20 protein-coding genes are annotated in these 22,924 nt (G+C 46.4%); 19 read left to right on the plus strand and 1 reads right to left on the minus strand.

Translation table 11 applies throughout. From position 1 onward, the window contains the following. Window positions 1–93 precede the first annotated feature (93 nt). Window positions 94–786: a Crp/Fnr family transcriptional regulator gene (locus tag A7D23_RS00095; RefSeq protein WP_019226392.1), complete on the minus strand. Its 693-nt coding sequence runs from the start codon at window positions 784–786 to the stop codon at window positions 94–96. 327 nt (window positions 787–1,113) lie between these two features. On the opposite strand from A7D23_RS00095, the gene A7D23_RS00100 reads away from it, so the two are divergent. The 19 genes from A7D23_RS00100 to rsmB all read left to right on the plus strand — a co-directional run bounded on the left by A7D23_RS00100 (window position 1,114) and on the right by rsmB (window position 22,880). Then, a complete protein-coding gene (locus A7D23_RS00100) occupies window positions 1,114–1,482 on the plus strand; it encodes a GntR family transcriptional regulator (RefSeq protein ID WP_019226393.1) in 369 nt (122 codons plus the stop codon). Next, a complete protein-coding gene (locus A7D23_RS00105; RefSeq protein WP_019226394.1) occupies window positions 1,479–2,177 on the plus strand; it encodes an ABC transporter ATP-binding protein in 699 nt (232 codons plus the stop codon). Before A7D23_RS00100 ends, A7D23_RS00105 begins: the two co-directional genes overlap by 4 nt. After that, the gene (locus tag A7D23_RS00110; RefSeq protein WP_019226395.1) at window positions 2,170–2,955 is read left to right on the plus strand and encodes an ABC transporter ATP-binding protein; all 786 of its coding nucleotides are present in this window, start codon (window positions 2,170–2,172) and stop codon (window positions 2,953–2,955) included. The genes A7D23_RS00105 and A7D23_RS00110 overlap by 8 nt, the downstream gene beginning before the upstream one ends. A gap of 304 nt (window positions 2,956–3,259) precedes the next feature. After that, window positions 3,260–4,327, plus strand: a complete 1,068-nt coding sequence (locus A7D23_RS00115; protein ID WP_019226396.1) for an HD-GYP domain-containing protein — start codon at window positions 3,260–3,262, stop codon at window positions 4,325–4,327. A gap of 294 nt (window positions 4,328–4,621) precedes the next feature. Then, entirely contained in the window at window positions 4,622–5,116 is a 495-nt protein-coding gene (gene purE, locus A7D23_RS00120) for a 5-(carboxyamino)imidazole ribonucleotide mutase (RefSeq protein WP_019226397.1), read from the plus strand. 27 nt (window positions 5,117–5,143) lie between these two features. Beyond that, the gene (gene purB / locus A7D23_RS00125) at window positions 5,144–6,442 is read left to right on the plus strand and encodes an adenylosuccinate lyase (RefSeq protein WP_019226398.1); all 1,299 of its coding nucleotides are present in this window, start codon (window positions 5,144–5,146) and stop codon (window positions 6,440–6,442) included. Window positions 6,443–6,579: 137 nt separating this feature from the next. Beyond that, on the plus strand, window positions 6,580–7,299 hold the full coding sequence (gene purC, locus A7D23_RS00130; protein WP_019226399.1) for a phosphoribosylaminoimidazolesuccinocarboxamide synthase: 720 nt from the start codon (window positions 6,580–6,582) through the stop codon (window positions 7,297–7,299). An 85-nt stretch (window positions 7,300–7,384) separates the two neighbouring features. Continuing rightward, window positions 7,385–8,785, plus strand: a complete 1,401-nt coding sequence (purF, locus tag A7D23_RS00135; RefSeq protein WP_019226400.1) for an amidophosphoribosyltransferase — start codon at window positions 7,385–7,387, stop codon at window positions 8,783–8,785. Window positions 8,786–8,808: 23 nt separating this feature from the next. Beyond that, window positions 8,809–9,825 (plus strand): phosphoribosylformylglycinamidine cyclo-ligase, encoded by a 1,017-nt coding sequence (gene purM, locus A7D23_RS00140; protein WP_019226401.1) that lies wholly within the window; start codon window positions 8,809–8,811, stop codon window positions 9,823–9,825. After that, window positions 9,822–10,430, plus strand: a complete 609-nt coding sequence (gene purN / locus A7D23_RS00145; protein ID WP_019226402.1) for a phosphoribosylglycinamide formyltransferase — start codon at window positions 9,822–9,824, stop codon at window positions 10,428–10,430. The genes purM and purN overlap by 4 nt, the downstream gene beginning before the upstream one ends. Window positions 10,431–10,624: 194 nt before the next feature. Next, a complete protein-coding gene (gene purH / locus A7D23_RS00150; protein WP_025205360.1) occupies window positions 10,625–12,166 on the plus strand; it encodes a bifunctional phosphoribosylaminoimidazolecarboxamide formyltransferase/IMP cyclohydrolase in 1,542 nt (513 codons plus the stop codon). A 32-nt stretch (window positions 12,167–12,198) separates the two neighbouring features. Next, the gene (gene purD / locus A7D23_RS00155; RefSeq protein ID WP_019226404.1) at window positions 12,199–13,485 is read left to right on the plus strand and encodes a phosphoribosylamine--glycine ligase; all 1,287 of its coding nucleotides are present in this window, start codon (window positions 12,199–12,201) and stop codon (window positions 13,483–13,485) included. Between the two features lie 76 nt (window positions 13,486–13,561). Then, window positions 13,562–14,470, plus strand: coding sequence for a methylenetetrahydrofolate reductase [NAD(P)H] (metF, locus tag A7D23_RS00160; protein WP_068882884.1), 909 nt, complete (start codon window positions 13,562–13,564; stop codon window positions 14,468–14,470). Window positions 14,471–14,493: 23 nt separating this feature from the next. Continuing rightward, window positions 14,494–16,461, plus strand: a complete 1,968-nt coding sequence (locus tag A7D23_RS00165) for an N-6 DNA methylase (protein WP_025205361.1) — start codon at window positions 14,494–14,496, stop codon at window positions 16,459–16,461. A 70-nt stretch (window positions 16,462–16,531) separates the two neighbouring features. Next, a complete protein-coding gene (gene priA / locus A7D23_RS00170) occupies window positions 16,532–18,853 on the plus strand; it encodes a primosomal protein N' (RefSeq protein ID WP_019226407.1) in 2,322 nt (773 codons plus the stop codon). Window positions 18,854–19,034: 181 nt separating this feature from the next. Beyond that, complete coding sequence (def, locus tag A7D23_RS00175; RefSeq protein WP_019226408.1) at window positions 19,035–19,487, plus strand: peptide deformylase; 453 nt, start codon at window positions 19,035–19,037, stop codon at window positions 19,485–19,487. Between the two features lie 143 nt (window positions 19,488–19,630). Beyond that, a complete protein-coding gene (fmt, locus tag A7D23_RS00180; protein ID WP_019226409.1) occupies window positions 19,631–20,578 on the plus strand; it encodes a methionyl-tRNA formyltransferase in 948 nt (315 codons plus the stop codon). Between the two features lie 158 nt (window positions 20,579–20,736). Beyond that, complete coding sequence (locus A7D23_RS00185; protein WP_015044227.1) at window positions 20,737–21,426, plus strand: zinc metallopeptidase; 690 nt, start codon at window positions 20,737–20,739, stop codon at window positions 21,424–21,426. A gap of 38 nt (window positions 21,427–21,464) precedes the next feature. Beyond that, a complete protein-coding gene (rsmB, locus tag A7D23_RS00190) occupies window positions 21,465–22,880 on the plus strand; it encodes a 16S rRNA (cytosine(967)-C(5))-methyltransferase RsmB (protein WP_015044226.1) in 1,416 nt (471 codons plus the stop codon). The last annotated feature ends 44 nt before the right edge of the window (window positions 22,881–22,924 follow it).

The raw sequence follows: 22,924 nt of genomic DNA on the forward strand, positions 1-22,924 counted from the left end.
ATTACATTATCGGTTATAAGTCCCGGATTACATTGCGTATTGGGTGGAACATTTTTTTTATGAAGAAAAAAATAAACCGCCTTTCGGCGGTATTTAATGATTCATCCAATCCTCAATCAAAGCTTTTAGTTGTGGTAAGTCATATATAATAATCTTATTCCTTGTTTTATTTAAAATGTTTTCTTTTTTTAGATATCTTAAGATTTTATTGACCGTTATAAAGTGAACCCCTGTTATTTCGGAAATTGCCCTTTGAGATATTTTCACATCGATTTCATAAACATTATCAACCAGTTTCCCTTGTGTATTGCAGAGTAAATAAAAGAATCGTAAAATCCTGACGGATGGCTTATAAAGAACCGCCTCACTAGCCTCATGCATGAAATAACAACGTTTGGATGAAAAACACGTAATATATTCTAAAAGCAATTCTTTGTTCTCATGAAGGAGCATAAGAAATTGAAATTTTTCAAAAAAACAGACGCTGCTATCTTCCTCCGAAACAACATGAACATAAGAGCTTGTAAATATGCCAAGGGCTTCATCTATGAAAGTGTACGGATCCGCATGATACATAAATTTTTGCTTTCCATTCTCATGCATGAAGCTGATACCCAATTTTCCCGAAAGTACTAAGATGATACTATCAATGGTTTCTCCAAGGAAGACGATGGATTCCCCTTTGCGATAATGACGGATGATTCCCAAATGAAGGTAATCACGCAATTTCAACATCGGATAAAAATTTTGGGGCAAAATATAATGATCATTCATCATTTTTCCCATGTTTATCTCCTCCCGAAAGAGTCTTCCAATAAGATTTTAATAAGATAGCAACTATTTATTATTATCCTAGACTTATTTTGGATCGAGGGCAAGAAATATATTTTAGTAATTACTAATTCCTCCTGTGTTTAGCTTAAATGCCTCCTGGCTGTAACCGGCAAAGTTTACTCTGTTCCCATCATGTATGGGTCGCTAGAAGTTCTGAGGAGGTTCTGGTTTGGGCAAAAACTTTGCTTTGAAAAGGGTAAATCTGATTTACTTGACTTCAACACTGTACTAGTGTACTATTTATATAGTTAACTAGTACGATGTTAAAGGGGTGACATAATGAATTTTGATAATACTGCGCCGATTTACATTCAGATTATGAATTTGATTAAGAAAGACATAATTCTAGGAAAAATGAATTTAGGCGAAAAACTGCTGTCATCAAGGGAGTATGCCCAAAACCTGAAGGTGAATCCCAATACCATGGTAAGGGTCTTCAATGAACTGGAACGGGAAGGAGTGACCTTTACCAAACGAGGAGTAGGAACTTTTATTACAGAATCGGAGGAGAAGGTGGAGATTATGAAGAAAGAAATGGCAGAGGATATCGTCAGAAACTTTATTGAAGGAATGATGGAATTGGGATTTAATTTTAACGACATGATTGCGCTGATAAAAAGCAGGCTGGATAAGGAGGCTGTTCAATGACATCTGTATTAGTTGCTGAAAATGTCAGCAAAGGATTTTTCCGGAACAAGGCACTGCACGACCTGGATCTGCAGATTGAAGAGGGCAAAGTGTACGGGCTGCTCGGTCCTAACGGCAGTGGGAAAACCACCTTTTTCAAGATTGCCGCAGGGCTTTTTAAGCCAACTTCCGGCAGAATGACGGTTATGGGTTATCCCATCGGGGCAGAAACCAAAAAACTCACGGCTTTTATGCCAACGGATGATTTTCTGTTCGGCTGGATGAAAATTGACGGGATCCTCAGTTTTTACACAGACATGTATGAGGACTTTGATCAAAATAAAGCACTGGAATATTTAACGTTCATGGAATTACAGGAAAATATGAAAGTCAGCAGTTTATCCACGGGCATGAAAGCCAGGCTCAAACTGGCCGTAACGATGGCCCGGAAGGCCAGGCTTTATCTTCTGGACGAACCGCTGAATGGGATTGACCCGATTTCCAGGGAAAAAATTGTAAAGATGATTATGGGTGCTTTCCGCGATGACTGTGCAGTGATTATTTCGAGCCATCTGGTCAGTGAATTGGAAACGATTCTGGATGAAGTAATTTTCCTGGATCGCGGAACGGTCGTCCTGGCTGGTGATGCGGAAAAATTCAGACTGGAGAAATCCTGCTCGATTGAGGCACTGTATAAGGAGGTTTACCATGGCTAATCTGATAAAATATGAATTTATCCGAAAATGGAGGGGCCTGGGCATTTTTATGGCCATCGTCCTGATCCTGAATGCATTTGTTTTGGTGAAGCTACAAATTGGTATGCATACAACCGAAGAACAGATGATCGTGCTGGGGGCATTTTTTTCGGGAATACTTGGTATCTTTTTTGTGCTGTATATTATTGATGTGATTATGATGTACAGCCGCGATCTAGATCATAAGACAGGATATATGTTTATGCTGACACCGAACAGTGGTTACAAAATCCTTGGGAGCAAGGTTATTACTGCAATATTGGAAGGATTACTGTTTCTACTGGTCTATATTCTGCTGCTTGCAGGCAATTTTATGGGGTTTTACGGAGAACCTCTTCGGGCTTTGGTCGGAAGTGATCTCTTTTCTAACATCATCAGTCAAGTCCATCTGGAAGGGATTAATCTGACTTCTTATTTTGCAGTGAGTCTGTTGATGATGTTTGTATCGATTGTGGGCTTGTTTTTAATGGTCTATGCCGCCATATCCATTCGCAAGAGTATCCTTGCTGAGAAAAAATTCGGCGGTTTGATCAGCTTCATCATCTTTATGCTGTTAGCCTGGGTTGACAGTGCCATAACAAATACGCTGACAACGGATATATTTAGTGCCAATTCGATGATCAGTCCAGGGGTGCCAAGCTATACGTTTCTTTTAATTCAAATTTTAATTCAGGTGGTGCTGGGTGCCATTTTCTTCTGTGTTTCCGCCTATTTGCTTGAGAATAAAATGGATATGTGATCAAAAAAATATCTGAATAACAAAAAAAGCTGCTGCAGACAAGGATCCGATGTCTGCAGCAGCTTTTTTCTAGGTATAGGCATTTCTTCGGCAAGTGTTGATACTACTTCCGGAGGGGACGCAACAATTAAAGAACAATTCGGATCAGAAGAGTCTGAGGACATCAGTGTCTTATATTTCTTTATAAAATTGAGGAAATGATAAAAATCGTTATAAACCGCTTAAATGCAATATAAATTATGGCATTTTAATGGTATAATTACACCAGTCAAAGTACCTTTAATCTTGATAACAAGGAGTTCACATGAGGTTAGTCAATATCAAATACGTTCAGGAAGGATCTGTGCTGGCCAGACCGATAAGAAACTCCTACGGCAGGATACTTCTCGGTAAAGGAGTCGAGCTCAATAAGAACTATTTAGCAAAGCTTAAAGATATCGGCTACGATATGGTATTCATTCAAGATGAACGGTTTCAAGATGTTGAAATCGGTTATGCCATTATGGACAAGACCAAAGAGATTGCATATAATGCGGTTCGGGGAGTTACCGATGAACTGGAGAAACATCCGGAGGCAGAGATAGATGCGGATTCAGTCCGTTTTGCGGTTCTGAATCTAGTTCAGGATTTGTTGCACAGTTTTGATATCCTTAGTAATCTGACTGATATTAACGGCTACGACGAATATACGTATCATCATTCGATCAACACCACAGTCCTGGCTTTGATGCTCGGAATCGGCAAAGGTTTTACACAAAACCAGCTTTTGGAGCTTGGGATGGGAGTTCTGATGCATGACATCGGAAAAACAAAAATATCGAAAGAAATTCTAAACAAAAAAGGTAAATTGGAAAAAGAAGAATTTGAGCAGATTAAGACCCATCCGTTGCATGGTTATGAATATATCCGCGGCAATCGCGATTTCAGCATCCTGTCTGCCCATGCTGCGCTGCAGCATCATGAGAAATGGAAGGGCGGGGGCTACCCCAGGGAACTAAGAGAGAATGAAATTCATGAATACGCTAGGATCGCCTCTGTCGCCGACGTGTATGAGGCCTTGACCAGCAAGCGCCCTTATCGCGATGCAATGCCGCCTTATCTGGCATACGAATATATCATTGTTCATTCAGGGCTGCAGTTTGACCCTGAAATTGTCCGCATTTTTGCTCAGTCTGTGGCGCCGTATCCGACAGGAACAGGTATAGAGCTTAGCAATGGTTTGCGCGGTGTTGTTATCAAACAAAACCCTATTTTGCCAACAAGACCGGTGGTCAGGGTAATCACTCAAGGCAATCAAGCCCTGGACAATCCGGACGACCTGGATTTATCCAAGCATTTATCTACGATGATCACCAGCATTGTGGATCATTGATGAAGTATTATTCCTCTACGAAAATTGGAACGAAGGCGGCAAGAATATGGATATCCAAGGCCTAAATGTATGAACCGATAAGGAGACCTTTCGTAGCTTTGCTGTGGGAGGTCTCCTTATTATTGGTCATATTCCGAACATTAGAACAAAAAAACAAAATAATGTTCGGATTCTGATTGACCCTGTATTTGTTGTCGGGTAAAATATGTTTAGAATTTATTGCAGATAATATGGTGAATTTGTGATTATTTCTGCTCACAAATAAGGAAAAGCATTTAAAGGAGGAAATAACGAATGATCTCTGTTGGTGTAATCATGGGTAGTGATTCTGATTTTTCCATCATGGAAGAAGCAGCAAAAATCCTGCAGCAATTCTCAGTACCCTTTGAAATGAAAATATCTTCTGCTCACCGTACGCTGAAAAGAACCGTGGAATGGGTGGAAAGTTTTGAGAAACAGGGAGGAAAAGTGATCATCGCCGGGGCCGGTATGGCTGCGCATCTTCCAGGTGTGATCGCCGGAGCCACGACGCTCCCTGTTATTGGTATCCCGATCAAGAGTGGTGCTTTGGAGGGTGTAGATGCGCTTTATGCGATTGTGCAAATGCCTCCCGGTATCCCGGTCGCCACGGTCGGGATCAACGGTGCCCGCAACGCAGCGCTCTTGGCTGTAGAAATGCTGGCGATCGCTGATCTGGAACTGCAGAACCAGCTGAAAGCTTTTAGACAAAAAATGGCGGCAGATGTTGAAGCCAAGGACAGTGCACTTCAGGATAAACTGAAAGCTTAGAAAATATTTAAATAAAGGAGAATTTCTGTGATAGAAAGGTACACGCTTCCCGCTATGGGGAGACTATGGCAAGATGAATACCGTCTAACGCTCTGGCTGAAGATAGAAATTGCAGCCTGCGAAGGATGGGCGAAAAAAGGAAAGATCCCGCAAGAGGCTGTCGAAGTAATCCGTCAGAAGGCCGCTTTTTCCTGGGACAGGGTCAAGGAAATTGAAGAAGTCACCCAGCACGACGTATTGGCCTTTTTGACCAATGTCGCTGAGAACGTCGGCGATGAAGCCAAATATATACATCTCGGACTGACCTCTTCCGATGTACTGGATACATCGCTCTCGCTGCAGCTGGTTGAGGCTTCCGATATCCTGCTCGAGAAGATGGATAAGCTGATTGATGTTTTGGGCAGAAAAGCCCTCGAATACAAAGATACGCTGCAAATGGGAAGATCGCACGGGATTCATGCCGAACCGATTACATTCGGCCTGAAATTCGCACTCTGGTATGACGAAATGAAACGGCAGAGGGAGCGGCTGAAATATGCGCGCGAAGAGATTCGGGTAGGCCAGATTTCGGGTGCAGTCGGCACGTTTGCGAACGTTGATCCTGCCGTGGAAGAATGGGTCTGTGAGAGCCTGGGCTTAAAGCCGGCTCCAGTGTCAACCCAGATTATCCAGAGGGACAGGCATGCATTCTATGTAGGCGTGTTGGCCGGAATCGCTTCTTCACTTGATAAGATTGCCACGGAAATTCGTAATCTGCAGCGGACGGACGTCCATGAGGTCGAAGAACCTTTTGGTAAGGGACAAAAAGGCTCTTCAGCGATGCCGCATAAGAAAAATCCGGTTATTTCGGAAAGAATTTGCGGAATGGCCCGCCTAATCCGCGGGAATGCCCAGGTCGCTTTTGAAAATGTCGCACTCTGGCATGAAAGAGATATATCCCATTCCTCAGCTGAACGCGTGATCCTTCCTGACAGCACCATTGCGCTGGATTATATGCTGCATAAGATGATTCAGACTTTGGAAGGATTAAGAGTGTCCCCGGAACAGATGATGACAAATATTGAAAAGGTCTATGGTCTGATCTTCTCCCAAAGGGTTATGCTGTCGCTGGTCGATAAGGGCATGAGCAGGGAAACATCCTACGCGCTGGTACAGAAAAATGCAATGAGAGCCTGGGATACCAAGGTGCCGTTTAAGGATTATGTGCTTCAGGATGCTGAGATCATGCAGTTCCTAACCAAAGAAGAAGTTGATGCGCTGTTTGATTATGAGTATCATACGAAAAACATTGACTATATTTTCCGCAGAGTCGGACTACTGAAATAATAAACATAATATCAACTTTTTGGAAATTACCTATTTAAATCACATTGTTATAGGTAGCCTTAAACTCGAACGGTTTATTAAACGATGAAAATTGAATATGGATGTAAATTTAGACATTATTACTGGAGGGTTATGATATGGAAAAGCTCGCAATGCTGTATGAAGGCAAAGCCAAAAAAATCTATGATACGAATGACAAAAATGTTTTCTGGGTCGAGTACAAAGATGATGCAACTGCCTTTAACGGGATAAAAAAGGGTACCATTGTTGACAAAGGGATTATCAACAACAAGATGTCCGCGATGATGTTTTCCTATCTTCAAAAGAATGGCGTCGATACACATTTTGTTGAGCTTTTAAGTGACAGGGAACAAATTGTCCGGCGCCTGCAGATGGTTCCGCTGGAAATTGTTGTCCGCAATATTGTTGCCGGCAGTCTCGTAAAGAAGGTTGGCAAAGAAGAGGGCTATTCCCTGGCTTCGCCTGTGCTTGAGCTTTATTATAAGGACGACGCGCTCGGTGATCCGATGGTCAATGAAACCCATGCGCTTGCGATGGGATGGGCAACGATCGAACAAATCAACAAAATGAAGGAAATTGCTTTGAAGGTCAATGAGCTTATGACCAAAATTGTTGCCAAGGCCGGGATTGACCTGGTTGACTATAAGCTGGAGTTCGGTCTGATTGACGGCAAAGTCATGCTCGGAGATGAGATTTCTCCGGACACTTGCCGCTTCTGGGACAAAGATACCGGAGAAAAGCTGGACAAGGACCGTTTCCGCCGGGATCTTGGCAAGATTGAAGAAGCGTATGCCGAAGTCTATACCCGTCTGAAGGACGCTCTAGAAAATGCTTAAAGCGATTGCTAAAAATACAATGCTGGAAACATAACTGCTAGAGGACAGAGACAGTATATACAGTAGATGAAAGGAGTTCTTGACTGTGGATTTGCTCTGGGATGACAAGCCCAAAGAGGAGTGTGGTCTCTTCGGAATCTTTGCTCCTGAAAAGGAAATTGCCCGTCTGACTTATTATGGCCTTTATGCGTTGCAGCACAGGGGACAGGAAAGTGCGGGGATTGCTGTTTCCGATGGAAGAAAAATCGTTGTAGAAAAAGGAATGGGCTTGGTATCTGAGGTATTCTCGCCTGATTTACTCGCAGGACTGCAAGGGAAGATGGCGATTGGACATGTCCGGTATTCAACGACGGGTTCAAGCCTGTTATCGAATGCACAGCCGCTGGTTGTTCATTTCCAGAACGGAATGATGGCGCTGGCGCATAACGGAAATCTGACGAACGCCGTAGAAATCAGACAGGAGCTTGGCAGTCAGGGAACAGTCTTTCAGACAACCATTGACAGCGAAGTGATTCTAAATATGATTGCGCGTTACCGCAGGCATAGCCTGGAAGATGCGATTATCAAAACGATGATTGATATCAAGGGAGCCTACGCACTGCTGATCATGGCTGAAGACAAAATTGTCGGGGCGAGAGATCCCCATGGCCTGAGGCCCTTGTGCATCGGACGGCTGGGAGAGCGGTACTGTTTCGCTTCCGAAAGCTGTGCGCTCGATACGATCGGTGCGGAATTTGTCAGGGACGTTAAACCAGGAGAAGTCGTGACGATCGACGACGCAGGGCTTCATACCCGTTTCGGTACGCCGCAGGAACGGATTGCCCCCTGCTCTTTTGAATATATTTATTTCGCGCGGCCTGACAGTACACTGGATAATCTGAATGTCTGGGAAAGCAGGAGGCAAATGGGTGTTCAGCTGGCGAAAGAATGCCCGATTGAGGCTGATGTGATTATTCCGGTTCCGGACTCCGGGACACCGGCCGCCCTGGGCTATGCCCAAACGCTGGGTATCCCTTTTGAGGAGGGGCTGCTCAAAAACAGGTATGTTGGACGGACGTTCATTCAGCCCACGCAGGAGTTAAGAGAAGTTGCTGTCCGGATTAAGCTGAATGCCAACAAGCAGGTCATCCATGGACGCAGGGTTGTGATGATCGATGATTCGATTGTCAGGGGGACAACAAGCTCCAAGCTTGTCGAGATGGTCAAAGGATGCGGCGCCAAGGAGGTTCATCTTCTGATCAGCTCACCTCCGGTGAAGTATTCCTGCTATTATGGCATCGATACGGCCGAAAGGGAAAAATTGATTGCTAATCAAATGAACATCGATGAAATTCGCAGGTTTGTCGGGGCGGACACCCTGTACTATCTGTCGGAGGAAGGGCTGAAAAAGGCTTTGGGTAGTGATTCAGTTTGTCTGGCCTGTTTTAACGGTGATTATCCGACCACTGTCCCGAAGAAGTTTTCCAAAGAAGACATGGAGTGTTAAACTAGCCGTTAGGAGGAGTAATCATGGGAATTACCTATAAAGATGCCGGTGTGGATATCCAGGCCGGAAATGAAGCTGTAGAGAAAATTAAGCCTGCGGTAGCTGCAACCTGGCGGCCCGGAGTTTTAGGGGGACTCGGCGGATTCGGCGGATTGTTCAGTCTGGATCTGCAAAAATATTCTGATCCCGTGCTGGTTTCCGGTACGGATGGTGTCGGAACAAAATTGCGGCTGGCTTTTCAGTTGGATAAGCATGATACCATCGGCCAGGACGCTGTTGCGATGTGCGTGAATGATGTTCTGGTCCAGGGCGCCGAGCCATTGTTTTTTCTGGATTATCTTGCGGTAGGGAAACTGGTTCCGGAAAGAATTGCTTCCATTGTAGGCGGCGTGGCCGAAGGCTGCCGTCTGGCAGGCTGTGCACTGATTGGCGGAGAGACTGCTGAGATGCCCGGTTTCTACGCTGAAGAAGAATATGATATTGCTGGCTTCGCTGTCGGTGCGGTGAACAGGGACAAGCTGATTGACGGCTCGGACATCCGCGAAGGGGATATCCTTCTGGGATTGAAGTCCAGCGGACTGCACAGCAACGGCTTTTCTTTGGTCCGTAAGATTTTTGCGGAATACCCCCTTGACAAGGTATTCCCCGAACTCGGGAGACCGCTCGGGGAAGTATTGATCACCCCGACCAGAATCTATGTAAAGTCAGTGCTGGCGCTTCTGGACAAGATTGCTGTTCCGGGTATGGTACATATTACCGGTGGCGGTCTGACTGAAAATATTCCAAGGGTTCTGTCGTCCGGACTCGGAACGGAGATCGTCACTTCCACGTGGCAAGTTCCGCCGGTATTTGAATTAATGCAGAAGCTTGGCAATGTTGAAGATGAGGAAATGTTAAGGACGTTTAATATGGGAATCGGGTTTGTTCTGATCATTCATCCTGAAGATGAAAAGCAGGCCATGGATATTCTGGCTGCAAACGGCGAAGAGCCGATCAGGATAGGCAGTGTGATTTCCGGTCAAGGAGTGAGCTATCGATGAAAGCAGCCGTACTCGCTTCAGGGCGTGGCAGCAACCTGCAAGCCTTGCTGGACGAATGGCAGGATGGCCAGCTCCCTGTAGAATTTGTCGGCGTAGGTTCGAATAAAATAGACGCAGAGGCCCTGACTAGGGCAGAAAGATTCGGTATTCAGGTCCGGACTTTTCCGAGGGAAAGCTATGCAGACAATAGCTCTCAGGAAACGGATATCTTAAACTGGCTTGAAGTCATCGGTACGGAACTGCTGATTCTGGCCGGTTACATGCAGGTGTTAAGCTCGGATTTTATCCGCAGGGCCGAATATCCGATTCTGAACATCCATCCTTCGCTGCTGCCGTCTTTTCCGGGCTTACATCCCCAAAAACAGGCAGTGGAATATGGTGTTAAAGTCAGCGGCTGCACGGTGCATTTTGTGGACGAGGGAATGGATTCCGGACCGATTATCCTGCAGGAGACGGTGCCGGTTTTTGCTGAGGATGATGCCGACCAGCTGGCTGCAAGAATTCTGAAAGTTGAGCACACGATATATCCAGAGGCAGTCAGACTGATTGCGAATGGGAAGATAAAACGAGAGGGAAGAAGAGTGATCGTCCTCAGAGACTCATAATCGCGCGTAAAATTATCATATAACGAACGCAGTATTAGGAAAAATATGCCGTTAGGATATATAAGATTTAGGGCTGACATGGCACTAATGTATTGGCGATATCAAGGATTATTCCGGGATATTATTCTATAGGATAATTCTGAGTATTGTTCTGAGGAGTTATTTTGAGAAATGATGATAGGGGGTTGGACATGATGGCGAAAAAGGCAGTGATCAGTGTTTCGGACAAAACGGGTATTGTGGAATTTGCCGAAGGCCTTGTTGCCGAGGGGTTTGAACTGATTTCAACAGGCGGTACGTATAAGACATTGAAAGAAGCGGATATTCCTGTTCGTTATGTCAGTGAAATTACAGGGTTTCCGGAAATTCTTGATGGCAGGGTAAAAACCTTGCATCCGAAGATTCACGGCGGAATCCTGGCAATGGATACTGAGAAACACCGGGCGCAGTGCGCGGAAAACGGAATTGATTTTATTGATTTGGTTTGCGTAAATCTTTACCCTTTCAGAGAAACGATTGCCAAAGAAGGGGTTACCTTCGAAGAAGCGATCGAGAATATTGATATCGGCGGACCGACCATGGTCCGTTCAGCTGCGAAAAATCACAATAGAGTAACCATTATCGTCAATCCGGAAAACTACGGCAGGGTGATTGAGAGCCTCAGGGAGAACGGTCTAATCCCATTGGCCTTGCGGAAGGAACTTGCAGCCGAAGCGTTTGCGCATACGGCGGAATATGACCGTCTGATTGCTGGATATCTGGAAGGTCAAATCGGTACAAAAGCCTCTTTTCCCCAGCATCTTCGTCTCGTGGCGGCGAAGGTGCAGGATCTTCGCTATGGAGAAAATCCCGGGCAGCTGGCGGCCTTTTATGCAGACCCGGAGGCCGGAAAAGGGACACTTGCTTATGGCCAGCAGCTCCAGGGCAAGGAGCTGTCCTATAATAACTGGATGGACATGGACGCGGCCTGGAAAATCGCTATGGAATATGACAAGACAGTCTGTGTAATCATTAAACATACCAATCCATGTGGTGTTGCGCTTGGGAACTCACTGCTGGAAGCTTATCAAAGAGCGCTGGAAGCGGATCCGGTCTCGGCGTACGGCGGAATTATTGCACTTAACCGCGTGGTAGATGAGGCCACAGCTGAAGCGATTAAAGAGAAATTCTACGAAGTGGTCATTGCTCCGGATTTCAGCCCGCGGGCGAAGGAAATTTTGGCTGTGAAAGTTAACCTTCGTCTGTTCGCAGTTGGCAGGGAAGCATGCGGTAAGACCCGGGGTTGGAAAATCCGTACAGTAAACGGCGGTTTTCTGGTTCAGGATGAGGATGAAGGGACGACACCGTCTGTCGAATGGGAAGTCGTTACAGAAGCCAAGCCGACTGAAGATGATTTGGCGGAACTGGAGTTTGCCTGGAAAGCCTGCAAGCATGTCAAATCCAATGCGATCGTCATTTCGGCGAAGAGACAGGTCATCGGTGTTGGAGCCGGCCAGATGAACAGAGTCGGCTCGGCGAAAATTGCGCTTGAGCAGGCTGCAGAAAAAGCACAGGGTGCCTATATGGCTTCGGATGCTTACCTCCCGTTCCCGGATACGGTCGAACTGGCCCATTCCCATGGGATCAAAGCCATTGTTCATCCCGGTGGTTCTATCCGGGACAAAGAAGTGATTGAAACAGCCAACAGGCTTGGGATGATTATTCTCCATACCGGAAGAAGGCATTTTGAGCACTAAGAATAAATATTACTTATTGAGGTGGGAAAACGATGGCTGACTTGTCTGGTTGTCAAAAAGACGGGAAGAAAATTTTGATTGTAGGCTCAGGAGGAAGGGAGCATGCTCTTGCCTGGAAAATCAATCAGAGCACTTCTTGTCAGAAACTCTTTGTAGCTCCGGGTAACGCAGGAACAGAGCAATGGAATGTCCCGATCAAGGCCAATGAACTTGACGCTTTGGTTGACTTTGCCAAGGATGAAGGGATTGATCTTACGGTTGTTGGTCCTGAGGAACCGCTTAGTCTGGGAATTGTCAACGCTTTTCAGGCTGCAGGTCTCAGAGTATTTGGCCCGTCCGGAGCGGCGGCGACACTTGAAAGCAGCAAAGCTTTTGCCAAGGAAATTATGGTACAGGCGAAGGTCCCGACAGCAGACTACCGGACTTTTACCGAGAAGAGCGAAGCAGAAAGATACATCAGACAAACCGGCGCTCCGATTGTCATTAAAGCGGATGGTCTGGCAGCAGGTAAAGGGGTTATTGTGGCAGCTACACTGGAAGAGGCGTTTGAAGGTATCGAGACCATTATGGGTGGGGCCTTTGGTGCTGCCGGAGACAAGGTCGTGGTAGAAGAATTTCTGGAGGGGCAGGAGGTCAGTCTGCTGTGCTTTTGCGACGGTGAAAAGGCTCTCCCGATGACCCCCGTTCAGGATCACAAGAGAGCACTCGACGGGGATATGGGGTTAAATACAGGCGGAATGGGGACTTATTCTCCGCCTCCTTTCTGGACCAAAGCATTGGAACAGGAAGTTATCGATACGATCGCTCAGCCGACGCTTTCTGTTATGCGCCAAAGAGGAACCCCATTTACCGGCGTACTGTTTTTAGGCTTAATGATTACGGCCAAAGGCCCAAAACTCCTGGAATACAATGTCCGGTTCGGTGATCCTGAGACACAGGTTGTGATGACCCTGCTCAAGTCGGACTTGATCCCAATCTTCGAAGCATGTATCGACGGGAAACTGTCCGAAGTCAAAGTCGAATGGCACGATGGCACCGCGCTGTGTGTGGTCATGGCAGCTCCAGGTTATCCGGGTGAATACAGGAAGGGGATTCCGATCAGTCTTACGGTGACCCAAGAAAACCAGGTAGTTTTCCATGCCGGCACGGAGATGGAAGACGGAAAACTGGTCAGCTCAGGCGGCCGGGTACTTGGAGTTACCGTCCGTGATGCATCCATCGCGGCAGCCAGGGAGAATGTCTATGCACTAGTGGACAGCATCGATTTTCCTGATGCCCATTTCCGCACCGACATAGGGATTAAAGGACTCAACATGTGATGATCCAATTCCGGAGCTTATTCCAACCGGAATTGAATGAGTTTGGGATTGTATTAAAGATGAAGGAGGTTTTAGAATGTTTATCAGCGAATTGTTCCAACAGAAAAAGGTCGTATCTTTTGAGATTTTCCCACCAAAGCTTACTTTATCTATAGAGGTCATTTACGATACGATTGATGCTCTGGCACCGCTCCGTCCTGATTTTATCAGTGTTACCTACGGTGCCGGAGGAAGTACCAGCAAAACGACCGCAGAAATTGCATCCATTGTTGAGAATAAATACAACATTAATTCTTTGGCCCATCTGACCTGTATTACCTCTTCCAAAGAACAAATTGAGGGAACACTGACGCAGCTGGCAGACAGCAATGTCTCCAATATTCTCGCGTTACGGGGAGATATTCCAAAGGGTTCGGAAGAGACCGGCAGGGTAAGGGATTTTCAATATGCTTCCGATCTTGTCGCGTATATCCAGAACAAACATTCTTTCTGTCTGGGCGGCGCTTGTTATCCGGAAGGCCATCCCGAGTGCCCCGATAAAGACCAGGATATTGAAAACCTTCGGCGGAAAGTGGATGCCGGAGTCGGGTTTCTTGTTACACAGTTGTTCTATGACAATGACGCCTTTTTTCGTTTCCAGGAAAAAGTTGCTAAGCTAAACATCAATGTTCCGATTCTGGCAGGGATCATGCCAATCACTAATCGGGTTCAGATTGAAAGAATATTAGCACTGTCGAATGCACGGATGCCGCAAAAACTGATTAAAATACTTGACAAATTTGAGCATAACATGGAAGCTTTAAAAGATGCCGGTATTGCTTACGCGACCAAACAAATTGTGGAATTGCTTGCGAATGATATTGACGGTGTCCATATCTATACAATGAACAAACCGCAGATTGCGAAGGACTTAGTCCGCAACCTCGATTCTCTTTTCTATGCGGTGAACAGCCAGGAAACCAGGAAGGTAGGCAACCTGGATTAATCTAAAGCGACAGGACTGCAGAAATGGATAATCATCGAATTGATTCAAAGTTAATCGCTGAAATTCTGGGGGTATCTGTGCCAAGTATCCGCAACTGGGTCCGGCATGGCTATCTCCATCCTTCTGATCCTGACGGAAAGGTCTTTGATCTTGATGAGGTGCTCCTACTTCGGGAACGGATTGCGCAGGGAGAGCTTGACCGCTTAAGAAAAAGAGCAAACAAAGCCGGTGCTGATAAACGATTTGTCCCGACAGAATACATCCCAAACGAAAGAACACGTAAGCAGATCATGGATCTATTGGCTTATCTGCTCCGGCACAACATAGACCGGGGATGGGCAGTCTTCATTCTGGCTTTGAATTTTTTTCGGAGATCGGGAGACATATTGTCCGACGACCTGAAACAAATTATTGATTTCCCGGAAGCTATTTTCCAGCGACAGCATGTCCGCATAGAGCTGAAGAATTTTTATCAGGATATACTCAGGACATCTAAAAAATCTTCTTTAGAATCTTCTTTGAAGTTTTCGTACGGCAGGCCGGATTCACAGCACCTTGAATATCTTTTTAACATCCGTTTTTCTTTAGAAGAAGATATACTCGGTGTCATCTATCAATCACTGACCATGGAGGGAAATAAAGCTCGCCTTGGTTCTTACTTTACCCCACCAGGCATTGCGTATGACGCTGTCCGGGCTTATATCCGCAGCGGACAGAAGGTGCTTGATCCTTGCTGCGGCACGGGACAGTATCTTTTATCCTTTGCCCGGAATATGGACGAACCCGAAAACATCTACGGGATGGACCTCGATCTGACATCGGTAAGGATTGCCAGACTCAATCTTCTGTTGACATGTTCCCGGGATTTTCAGCCTAACGTTATTCACTGCAATACTTTAACCGATATGCGACGGGAATCTTCTGCTTTCGGGAAATTTGATTTTGTCGCCACGAACCCTCCGTGGGGAGCGGAGATTGATCTGGGTGTCCGCCAGAAAATGGCTGTGGAGTTTCCAGAAATAACTTCTGGGGAGTCCTTTTCTTATTTTCTCAGGGCGAGTCTTGATCTGCTGAAAGACGGAGGGGTTATCTCATTTATTCTGCCAGAATCCATTCTGAACATCCGTGCTCATGCCGATATCAGAGGATATTTGCTTGAGAATTGCCAGATCATCAGGATCGAATATCTGGGCAGGAGATTTAAAAATGTCTTCTCAGCCGTGGTCCGCCTCGATCTCAGAAAAGCCTTGCCATCGGTGCAGGACCAAGTTCTGGTGAAATTCCCGGAACAGGAATACCTGGTTTCTCAGGAAAGGTTTCGGAGTAATGACTGGCACATTTTCGATATTTACCTGAGCAGCCAGGAGGAAGTTATTTTCAGCAAGGTCTATTCGACCAGACATACTTACCTGAAAGATAAGGCCGGCTGGGCCTTGGGAATCGTCACCGGAGATAATCGGAGATACCTGCTTCAGATGAACGGGCCGGGTGCTGAGCCGGTCTACAAGGGCTCGGATGTGGACAGGTTCGTTCTGAAGAAGCCGTCTTCTTTTTTACGGTTTCAGCCGGACAAGTTCCAGCAAACAGCACCGGAGCAAAAATATAGGGCGGCGGAGAAACTGATTTACCGTTTCATTTCTGAAAGACTTGTTTTTGCCTATGATGATCAGGGCAGTCTTACCCTGAACAGTGCCAATATCCTGATCCCCGAACCAGGAAACTATCCGGTGAAATTAATTCTTGCTTTATTTAACAGCAGCCTTTATCAATTCCTTTTCCGCAAGAAATTTCATACCCTGAAAGTGCTCCGGGGAGATCTGGAACTACTTCCGCTGCCCTTATGGGAACAGGCAGTGATTGACCATATCCTGCAATTAACAGACCGAATCATCGTTGGGGAAGATCAGTTTGAAATCCTAGATGAATTCATTATGGAACAGTTTAGGCTGACGCCCGAGGAACGCCGTCATATCAGAGATTTTTCCGCATGAATAGATGACGGGTTATCTGCTATAATTGATACATCCAATTTTTTGACATCAGCAGGGAGGAGCCTTGAAATTGAGCGGATACGCAGAGGTGCTGATCGATGTCGCCAACAGGCGTCTTGATCAGAGTTTTCATTATTACATTCCGGACAATCTCGTAATTCATTTGGGGATGATGGTGGTTGTCCCGCTTAAGTACAGAAAAGTCCGGGGCCTCGTTGTCAGTATCAGTTCCGACCCGCCTGAACTCGACGGTGAGCCCAAATTCCGCAGCATAGAAGCGGTCTTGGAGGAAAACTATCTAATTCCACTGGAGCTCATAGAATTGGCCTGCTGGCTTTCGGAGACGACGATCTGCCCAAAAGCGCAAGCCCTTCATTCAGTGTGGCCTTTTTTAAAGGGAAAGGGAGAAACCTGGATGACTTCCATGGCCAGCATGGACGATGAGGACGTTAAAGTTTTGGAGCTTCTCGATCCGGATACATTTCAGGTCTTAAAAACCCTTAACAGGTCGCGCCGGGGAGGTCTGCCGGAAAATGTCCTGCTAAAAAGAAGCGGAGCGAAGAAAGAACTGCTTGAGGATATGCTTAAGCAGGGATGGATCAAAAAAGAAATCCGGTTTTCCGCAAAAGCAGGCAGTCCCGACATGAATGAAAGAAAAAAAAATAACATAGAGAATAAAATTGATATAGACACAGATAAAGACATAGACGCCGATACAAGAAACAATATTGAGCAGATAACAGCTGGTTCCGTTTGGCACATTACAGGCACATTAAGTCCTGCCCAGGAAAAAGCTTTCCAGGATATTCTGGCGTTTCGCAATAAAAATGATGGCGGGACGGTTTTGATCCATGGGATAACCGGCAGTGGCAAGACAGAGATTTATAAAGAGCTGGTGGCAAAGGTACTGGCTGAAGGCGGCGATGTTATTCTGCTTGTACCTGAGATTTCACTTACTTCTCAGATCTCTAGAATATTTCTGGAACAGTTCGGAGATATTGTCGGAATTATTCATTCAGGCATCAGCTCCGGCGATAAACTAGCAATTTGGGAGCAAATTCTGCAACGGAATAAGCGCGTTATTATCGGAGCGCGCTCCGCTGTTTTTGCGCCTCTGTCAAACCTTAAACTGATCATACTGGATGAGGAACACGATAACGCTTATAAACAGGATGAAAACCCAAAATATCATGCGCGGGACGTCGCACGGAAAAGGATGGAAGACAGAGGCGGGCTTGTACTTCTGGGCAGCGCTACCCCATCCCTGGAAGCGTATGCGGCGGCCCAAAGGGATAAGATTGGTCTTGTGTCACTGGAAGAACGCTTCAATCAACGGGCTTTACCCGCTGTCGATATTGTGGATATGAAACAGGAACTGGCCAGCGGCAATAAAACAATGTTTTCCATGGTACTCAGAAACAAGCTTCAGGAGAGAATCGACAACGGAGAACAAAGTATCCTTTTTCTGAACCGCAGAGGTTATTCCACTTTTGTATTTTGCCGTGAATGCGGGTATGTCGCACGCTGCCCACATTGTGATGTTTCCCTGACATATCACAGTCATAATCAGCAGCTGTGTTGTCACTACTGCAATTATCAACAGGATGTTTTTCACCGCTGCCCGGAATGCAACAGCCGATTTATCCGTTTCTTCGGCCAGGGAACTCAAAAAGTTGAAGAAGAGGTTTCCGCTTTGTTCCCAGGAGTTGAAGTCTTACGGCTGGATACCGATACGACCTCCGGTTCTCGGGAGTACAATAGAATTCTAGAACGGTTTCGCAGCGGAGAGGTTCCGATTCTTGTCGGGACCCAAATGCTGGCTAAAGGGCTGGATTTCCCGAACGTTACCCTTGTCGGTGTAATCTCTGCCGACCAGCTTTTCAATATGCCCGACTTTCGATCCAGAGAACGAGCTTTCCAGCTGCTGACTCAGGTTGCTGGCAGGGCAGGACGTGGGGCTAAAGGCGGCGAAGTGGTGATCCAGACCTATTCACCTGAAGAAAGATCGATCCAGCGGGCAGCCAAACAGGATTATGCAGCCTTTTTTTGGGAAGAGATCACTTACCGCAAACAGCAAAGTTATCCGCCGTTTGCTCATATCATCAGGATCATGATTTTTCATGAAAAAGAAGATCGGGTAATCAAAGCGGCTCAGGACCTGGCCAACAGCATCCGTCTGGTGCTTGCTGATCTGAATCAGGAATATGTGATTCTGGGCCCGGCACCGGCTGTTTTGACCAGGCTGAAGAATGAATTTCGCTGGCAGGTATCGGTCAAAGGAAAGAACCCGGCGGTCCTCCGCAGGATCGTCCACCAAGGAGTCCGGGCTTTCTATCTTGGAACGGCCAGCTCAGGGATCAATATCAGTATTGAGGTGAATCCGCTATCTTAAATACAACATATTTGAGGTAGGTCAGCGTGCCACAGTAGCGCTTTCGGCCATTGTGTCATCCCTGACACGTGCTCTTAAGGTGTTAATTGCTTTCAGGCTTTCAGAAATGTATAATTCTATTATATGGTTTTATTATGGGATATTATTTTAGAAATTGCGTGAGAAGGGAGCGGATCCAGTAATGGCCGTTTACCAGATAGTAAAAATTGGAGAAGACATCCTGCGGGAAAAAGCAATAGAAGTCAAGAAAATTACCCCGAATATCATTAAATTGCTCGATAATATGGCTGAGACCATGTATGAGGCGAAAGGGGTAGGGCTGGCAGCTCCTCAGGTCGGCGTATCCAAAAGAGTTGTGGTGATCGACGTGGGAGACGGTCTTTTGGAACTGATCAATCCGATGGTTATCAAAAAAACCGGTTCGGAAGTAGATGAGGAAGGATGTTTAAGTGTCCCAAATAAGACTGGCCGGGTGAAACGGGCGGCCGAAGTGGTGCTTCAGGCCATGGACCGCAATGGAGAGATGAAGGAATATCATGCCGATGGTTTCCTGGCCAGAGCGATGCAGCACGAAACAGACCATCTTGACGGGATACTTTTCGTCGATATTGCAGACAAGATTTATAATGTGTAGTACCTTAGTCCGCTTGACGCTGAAATTGTAGCACGCAGACAAAATATGGGGTATAAGATATAAGATTTATGGCTAAGATTTGCTAAAGGCGCGAAGAGAAAGTCTTTGCATTTAGAATACGGAACGGGAAGTGACAGTGTCAGATGCGGCTTGTTTTTATGGGAACACCGGATTTTGCGGTGCCTGTCCTGGAGGCGCTCTATGCATCAGGACATCAAATCGGCGGCGTTTTTACCCAGCCCGACAAACCTGCGGGAAGAGGGAACAAATTGAAAGCGAGTCCGGTCAAAGTACTGGCTGAAAAGTATGGACTTGCTGTATTTCAGCCTGCCAGGATTAAAGCACCCGAAGCGGTCGACCAGATCAGGGATTTGCAGCCGGACTGCATTGTGGTGGTCGCTTTCGGACAAATCCTGTCCAAAGAGATTCTGGAAATACCACCTTTTGGATGCATTAACGTGCATGCCTCACTGCTTCCGGCTTATCGCGGAGCAGCTCCGGTCCACTGGGCCGTGATGAACGGAGAGTCTAAAACCGGTGTTACAACCATGCTGATGGATGAAGGTCTGGATACGGGCGCAATGCTTATCAGCAAAGAATATGCAATCGTACCGGAGGCCACAACGGGTGAAGTTTACGATGCGCTGGCCCAAATCGGCGCAAAGGTGTTGATTAATACACTCGAAGGATTGCAGAATGGGACCGTTCGGCCGGTACCGCAGCCTAAAGTATTTTCGTATGCACCGCTTCTGAAAAGAGAACATGAGCAGGTGGACTGGTCCTGGGACGTAGCCAAAATCCATAACAGGATTCGCGGACTGAATCCCTGGCCCGGTGCTTTTACCCTTTTCCGGGGAGAACAGGTTAAAATATGGCTAAGTGAGCTGTCCGGAAAACCTGCCTTATCCGGACAGACTGCGCAAAACGCTTTGCCGGGAAGCATTTTGTCCCTTGCTAAGGGAGGACTGCTGGTTCAGACCGGGGAAGGTATTATAAAAATTTTAGAGCTTCAGCCTGCTGGGAAAAAGAAAATGCGTGCCCAGGACTTTTATAATGGATACAGACCTAAAGCAAATGATCGTTTTGAGTAAACGATCGCACTCATCTTTCCTTCTTTTAAGCAAAATCTAAGAATAAATGGATATACTTCTAATAGTTAAACAATGATTGTTTTAGTGCCTTGAATTATACATAAGAAGCATGACTCCTATGCTATTTGAGCAGGTCTAGCTTTTTAAGGAGGAAGATTATGTTTTTATTTGATTACACGATTATACTGCTAATTCCAGCGATTATTCTTACTGTCTATGCTCAGGCCAAGATCAGTGGTGCTTACGGCAGATATTCCAAAATGAGGAGCAGTTCGGGAGCGACGGGCGCAGACGTGGCCAGAGCGCTGCTGAATGAGAATGGCCTTTATGATGTTCAGGTAGAGCAGGTTGCCGGAAACCTTACGGATCACTACGACCCGAGGACTCATGTTGTGAGGCTCAGCAGCGGTGTATATAACAGTACGTCCATTGCAGCGCTGGCTGTCGCGGCTCACGAAACAGGTCACGCTGTGCAGCATGCTGACAGCTATGTTCCGTTGAAACTCAGGTCGGCCTTTGTGCCAGTGGCTTCATTCGGCAGTCAGGCAGGACCCATCTTGATCCTTCTTGGGCTGTTCCTGCCGTCGATATCCTTCTTGTTGGATATTGGGATTTATGTTTTTGCGTTTGCAGTTCTGTTCCAGATCGTTACGCTTCCTGTTGAATACAATGCCAGTAACAGAGCCTTAGCTTTTCTGGGAGACAGCGGCATTATTAAAGATACAGAAGAGATGACAGGTGCAAGAAAGATGCTCAGTGCAGCAGCCCTGACCTATGTCGCCGCAGCACTGACTGCGATCCTGACCTTGCTGCGTTTTGTGTGGATTGCACAAGGCCGGGATGATTAATACCGAATCAAGAGAATAAAAAAGATTGGGATAGAAAAATGACGGAGAAGAATAACCCTATTACTGAAGAAAAAACCAAACGTAGGCGGAAACGCATAAACGATCAAAACGCACGGCTGATAGCCGTGCGTATTCTTACGCGGGTCGAAAAAGAAGGGGCCTATGCCAATCTTCTTTTACGTTCCCAGCTTTCAGGACTGACTCAGAGCCGGGACAGGAATCTGGCTACTGCTTTGGTCAACGGGGTATTAAAAAACAAATTGACGCTGGATTATGCGTTGAGAAAACATCTGAATAAGCCGATGTCCGCATTACCGCAGGAAGTCAGGGCTGTTTTAAGGACCGGTGTTTTTCAGATACTACTCATGGACAGAGTGCCGGTGCCCGCCGCGGTCAATGAGAGTGTTGACCTGATGAATCAACTGAACCGAACCTATTCCCCCCTTGTCAACAGTGTCCTGCGCAAGGCGGCTGAAACAGGCTGGAATTTTGAATGGCCAGACCAAAAGAAGGAAACGGTCCGCTATCTTTCGGTCAGATATTCTCATCCTGAATGGATGATCAAGCGCTGGCTGGCAAGGTGGGGGCAGGAAGAAACAGAAGCTTTGCTCAAAGCCAACAACGAACCTTCCCTTACTTCTATCCGTGTAAACACCCTAAAGACAACAAGGCAGGAACTAAAAACCTTATTGGAAAGTCAGGAAATTGAGGTCGCGGACGGAGAATACACACCGGAAAGCTTAATTCTGAAAGATTTTGGCGGATTGGACCAACTTTGGGAATTCCAAAACGGATATTTCGCGGTTCAGGATCAGAGTTCTCAGTTGGCTGCTCATCTATTGGGAGCGCGGGAAGGGGACAGCGTATTGGATGTCTGCAGTGCCCCGGGAGGGAAGACAACCCATCTGGCGCAATTGATGAAAAACAAGGGAACCATTGTTGCTGTTGATATGTATCCCCAAAAGCTTGATTTGATCAAGGAATCAGCCGAGCGGCTCGGAATTACAATGATAAAAACTGTTGAGGGCGACGCCCGGATTTTGGAAGGAATCGGAGAGAAGTTTGACCGGGTCCTGGTTGATGCGCCCTGTTCGGGCTTGGGTGTGCTTAGGAAAAGAGCTGATCTGCGCTGGCAGAAGAGAGAAGACGAGATCAGCAAACTGCCAGAACTCCAGCTGGCAATCCTGCTGAAAGCTGCCGATCATGTGCGGGAAGGCGGAGAGCTTGTTTATTCGACCTGTACCATGGAGCCGGAAGAAAACTTTGAAGTGGTTAAAGCTTTCCGGCAGCTTAAGCCCGAGTTTGTTTCCGTTGACTTGTCGGGAAGTTTGCCTTTTGCAGCAGAGGAGAGAGATCTGAAACAACTCCGGAAAGGGGTATGGCAGATCCTGCCTCATCATCACAATATGGATGGATTCTTTATCGCTAAGTTTCGAAGGCCACGGATGGCCTAGTGACGCGATGCTACGGATGGCAAGGAGCGGCAAGAAGATTTTAT

The sequence above is a fragment of the Dehalobacter sp. TeCB1 genome (assembly GCF_001707455.1).
Classification (GTDB): domain Bacteria; phylum Bacillota; class Desulfitobacteriia; order Desulfitobacteriales; family Syntrophobotulaceae; genus Dehalobacter; species Dehalobacter restrictus.

Coding starts and splice junctions, on each gene's coding strand:
- purD (WP_019226404.1), top strand. CDS start 12,199: ATGGCTGACTTGTCTGGTTGTCAAAAAGACGGGAAGAAAATTTTGATT.
- rsmB (WP_015044226.1), top strand. CDS start 21,465: ATGACGGAGAAGAATAACCCTATTACTGAAGAAAAAACCAAACGTAGG.
- purN (WP_019226402.1), top strand. CDS start 9,822: ATGAAAGCAGCCGTACTCGCTTCAGGGCGTGGCAGCAACCTGCAAGCC.
- A7D23_RS00095 (WP_019226392.1), bottom strand. CDS start 786: ATGGGAAAAATGATGAATGATCATTATATTTTGCCCCAAAATTTTTAT.
- A7D23_RS00100 (WP_019226393.1), top strand. CDS start 1,114: ATGAATTTTGATAATACTGCGCCGATTTACATTCAGATTATGAATTTG.
- fmt (WP_019226409.1), top strand. CDS start 19,631: ATGCGGCTTGTTTTTATGGGAACACCGGATTTTGCGGTGCCTGTCCTG.
- purC (WP_019226399.1), top strand. CDS start 6,580: ATGGAAAAGCTCGCAATGCTGTATGAAGGCAAAGCCAAAAAAATCTAT.
- purH (WP_025205360.1), top strand. CDS start 10,625: ATGGCGAAAAAGGCAGTGATCAGTGTTTCGGACAAAACGGGTATTGTG.
- def (WP_019226408.1), top strand. CDS start 19,035: ATGGCCGTTTACCAGATAGTAAAAATTGGAGAAGACATCCTGCGGGAA.
- purM (WP_019226401.1), top strand. CDS start 8,809: ATGGGAATTACCTATAAAGATGCCGGTGTGGATATCCAGGCCGGAAAT.
- A7D23_RS00110 (WP_019226395.1), top strand. CDS start 2,170: ATGGCTAATCTGATAAAATATGAATTTATCCGAAAATGGAGGGGCCTG.
- metF (WP_068882884.1), top strand. CDS start 13,562: ATGTTTATCAGCGAATTGTTCCAACAGAAAAAGGTCGTATCTTTTGAG.
- A7D23_RS00185 (WP_015044227.1), top strand. CDS start 20,737: ATGTTTTTATTTGATTACACGATTATACTGCTAATTCCAGCGATTATT.
- purE (WP_019226397.1), top strand. CDS start 4,622: ATGATCTCTGTTGGTGTAATCATGGGTAGTGATTCTGATTTTTCCATC.
- A7D23_RS00105 (WP_019226394.1), top strand. CDS start 1,479: ATGACATCTGTATTAGTTGCTGAAAATGTCAGCAAAGGATTTTTCCGG.
- A7D23_RS00165 (WP_025205361.1), top strand. CDS start 14,494: ATGGATAATCATCGAATTGATTCAAAGTTAATCGCTGAAATTCTGGGG.
- A7D23_RS00115 (WP_019226396.1), top strand. CDS start 3,260: ATGAGGTTAGTCAATATCAAATACGTTCAGGAAGGATCTGTGCTGGCC.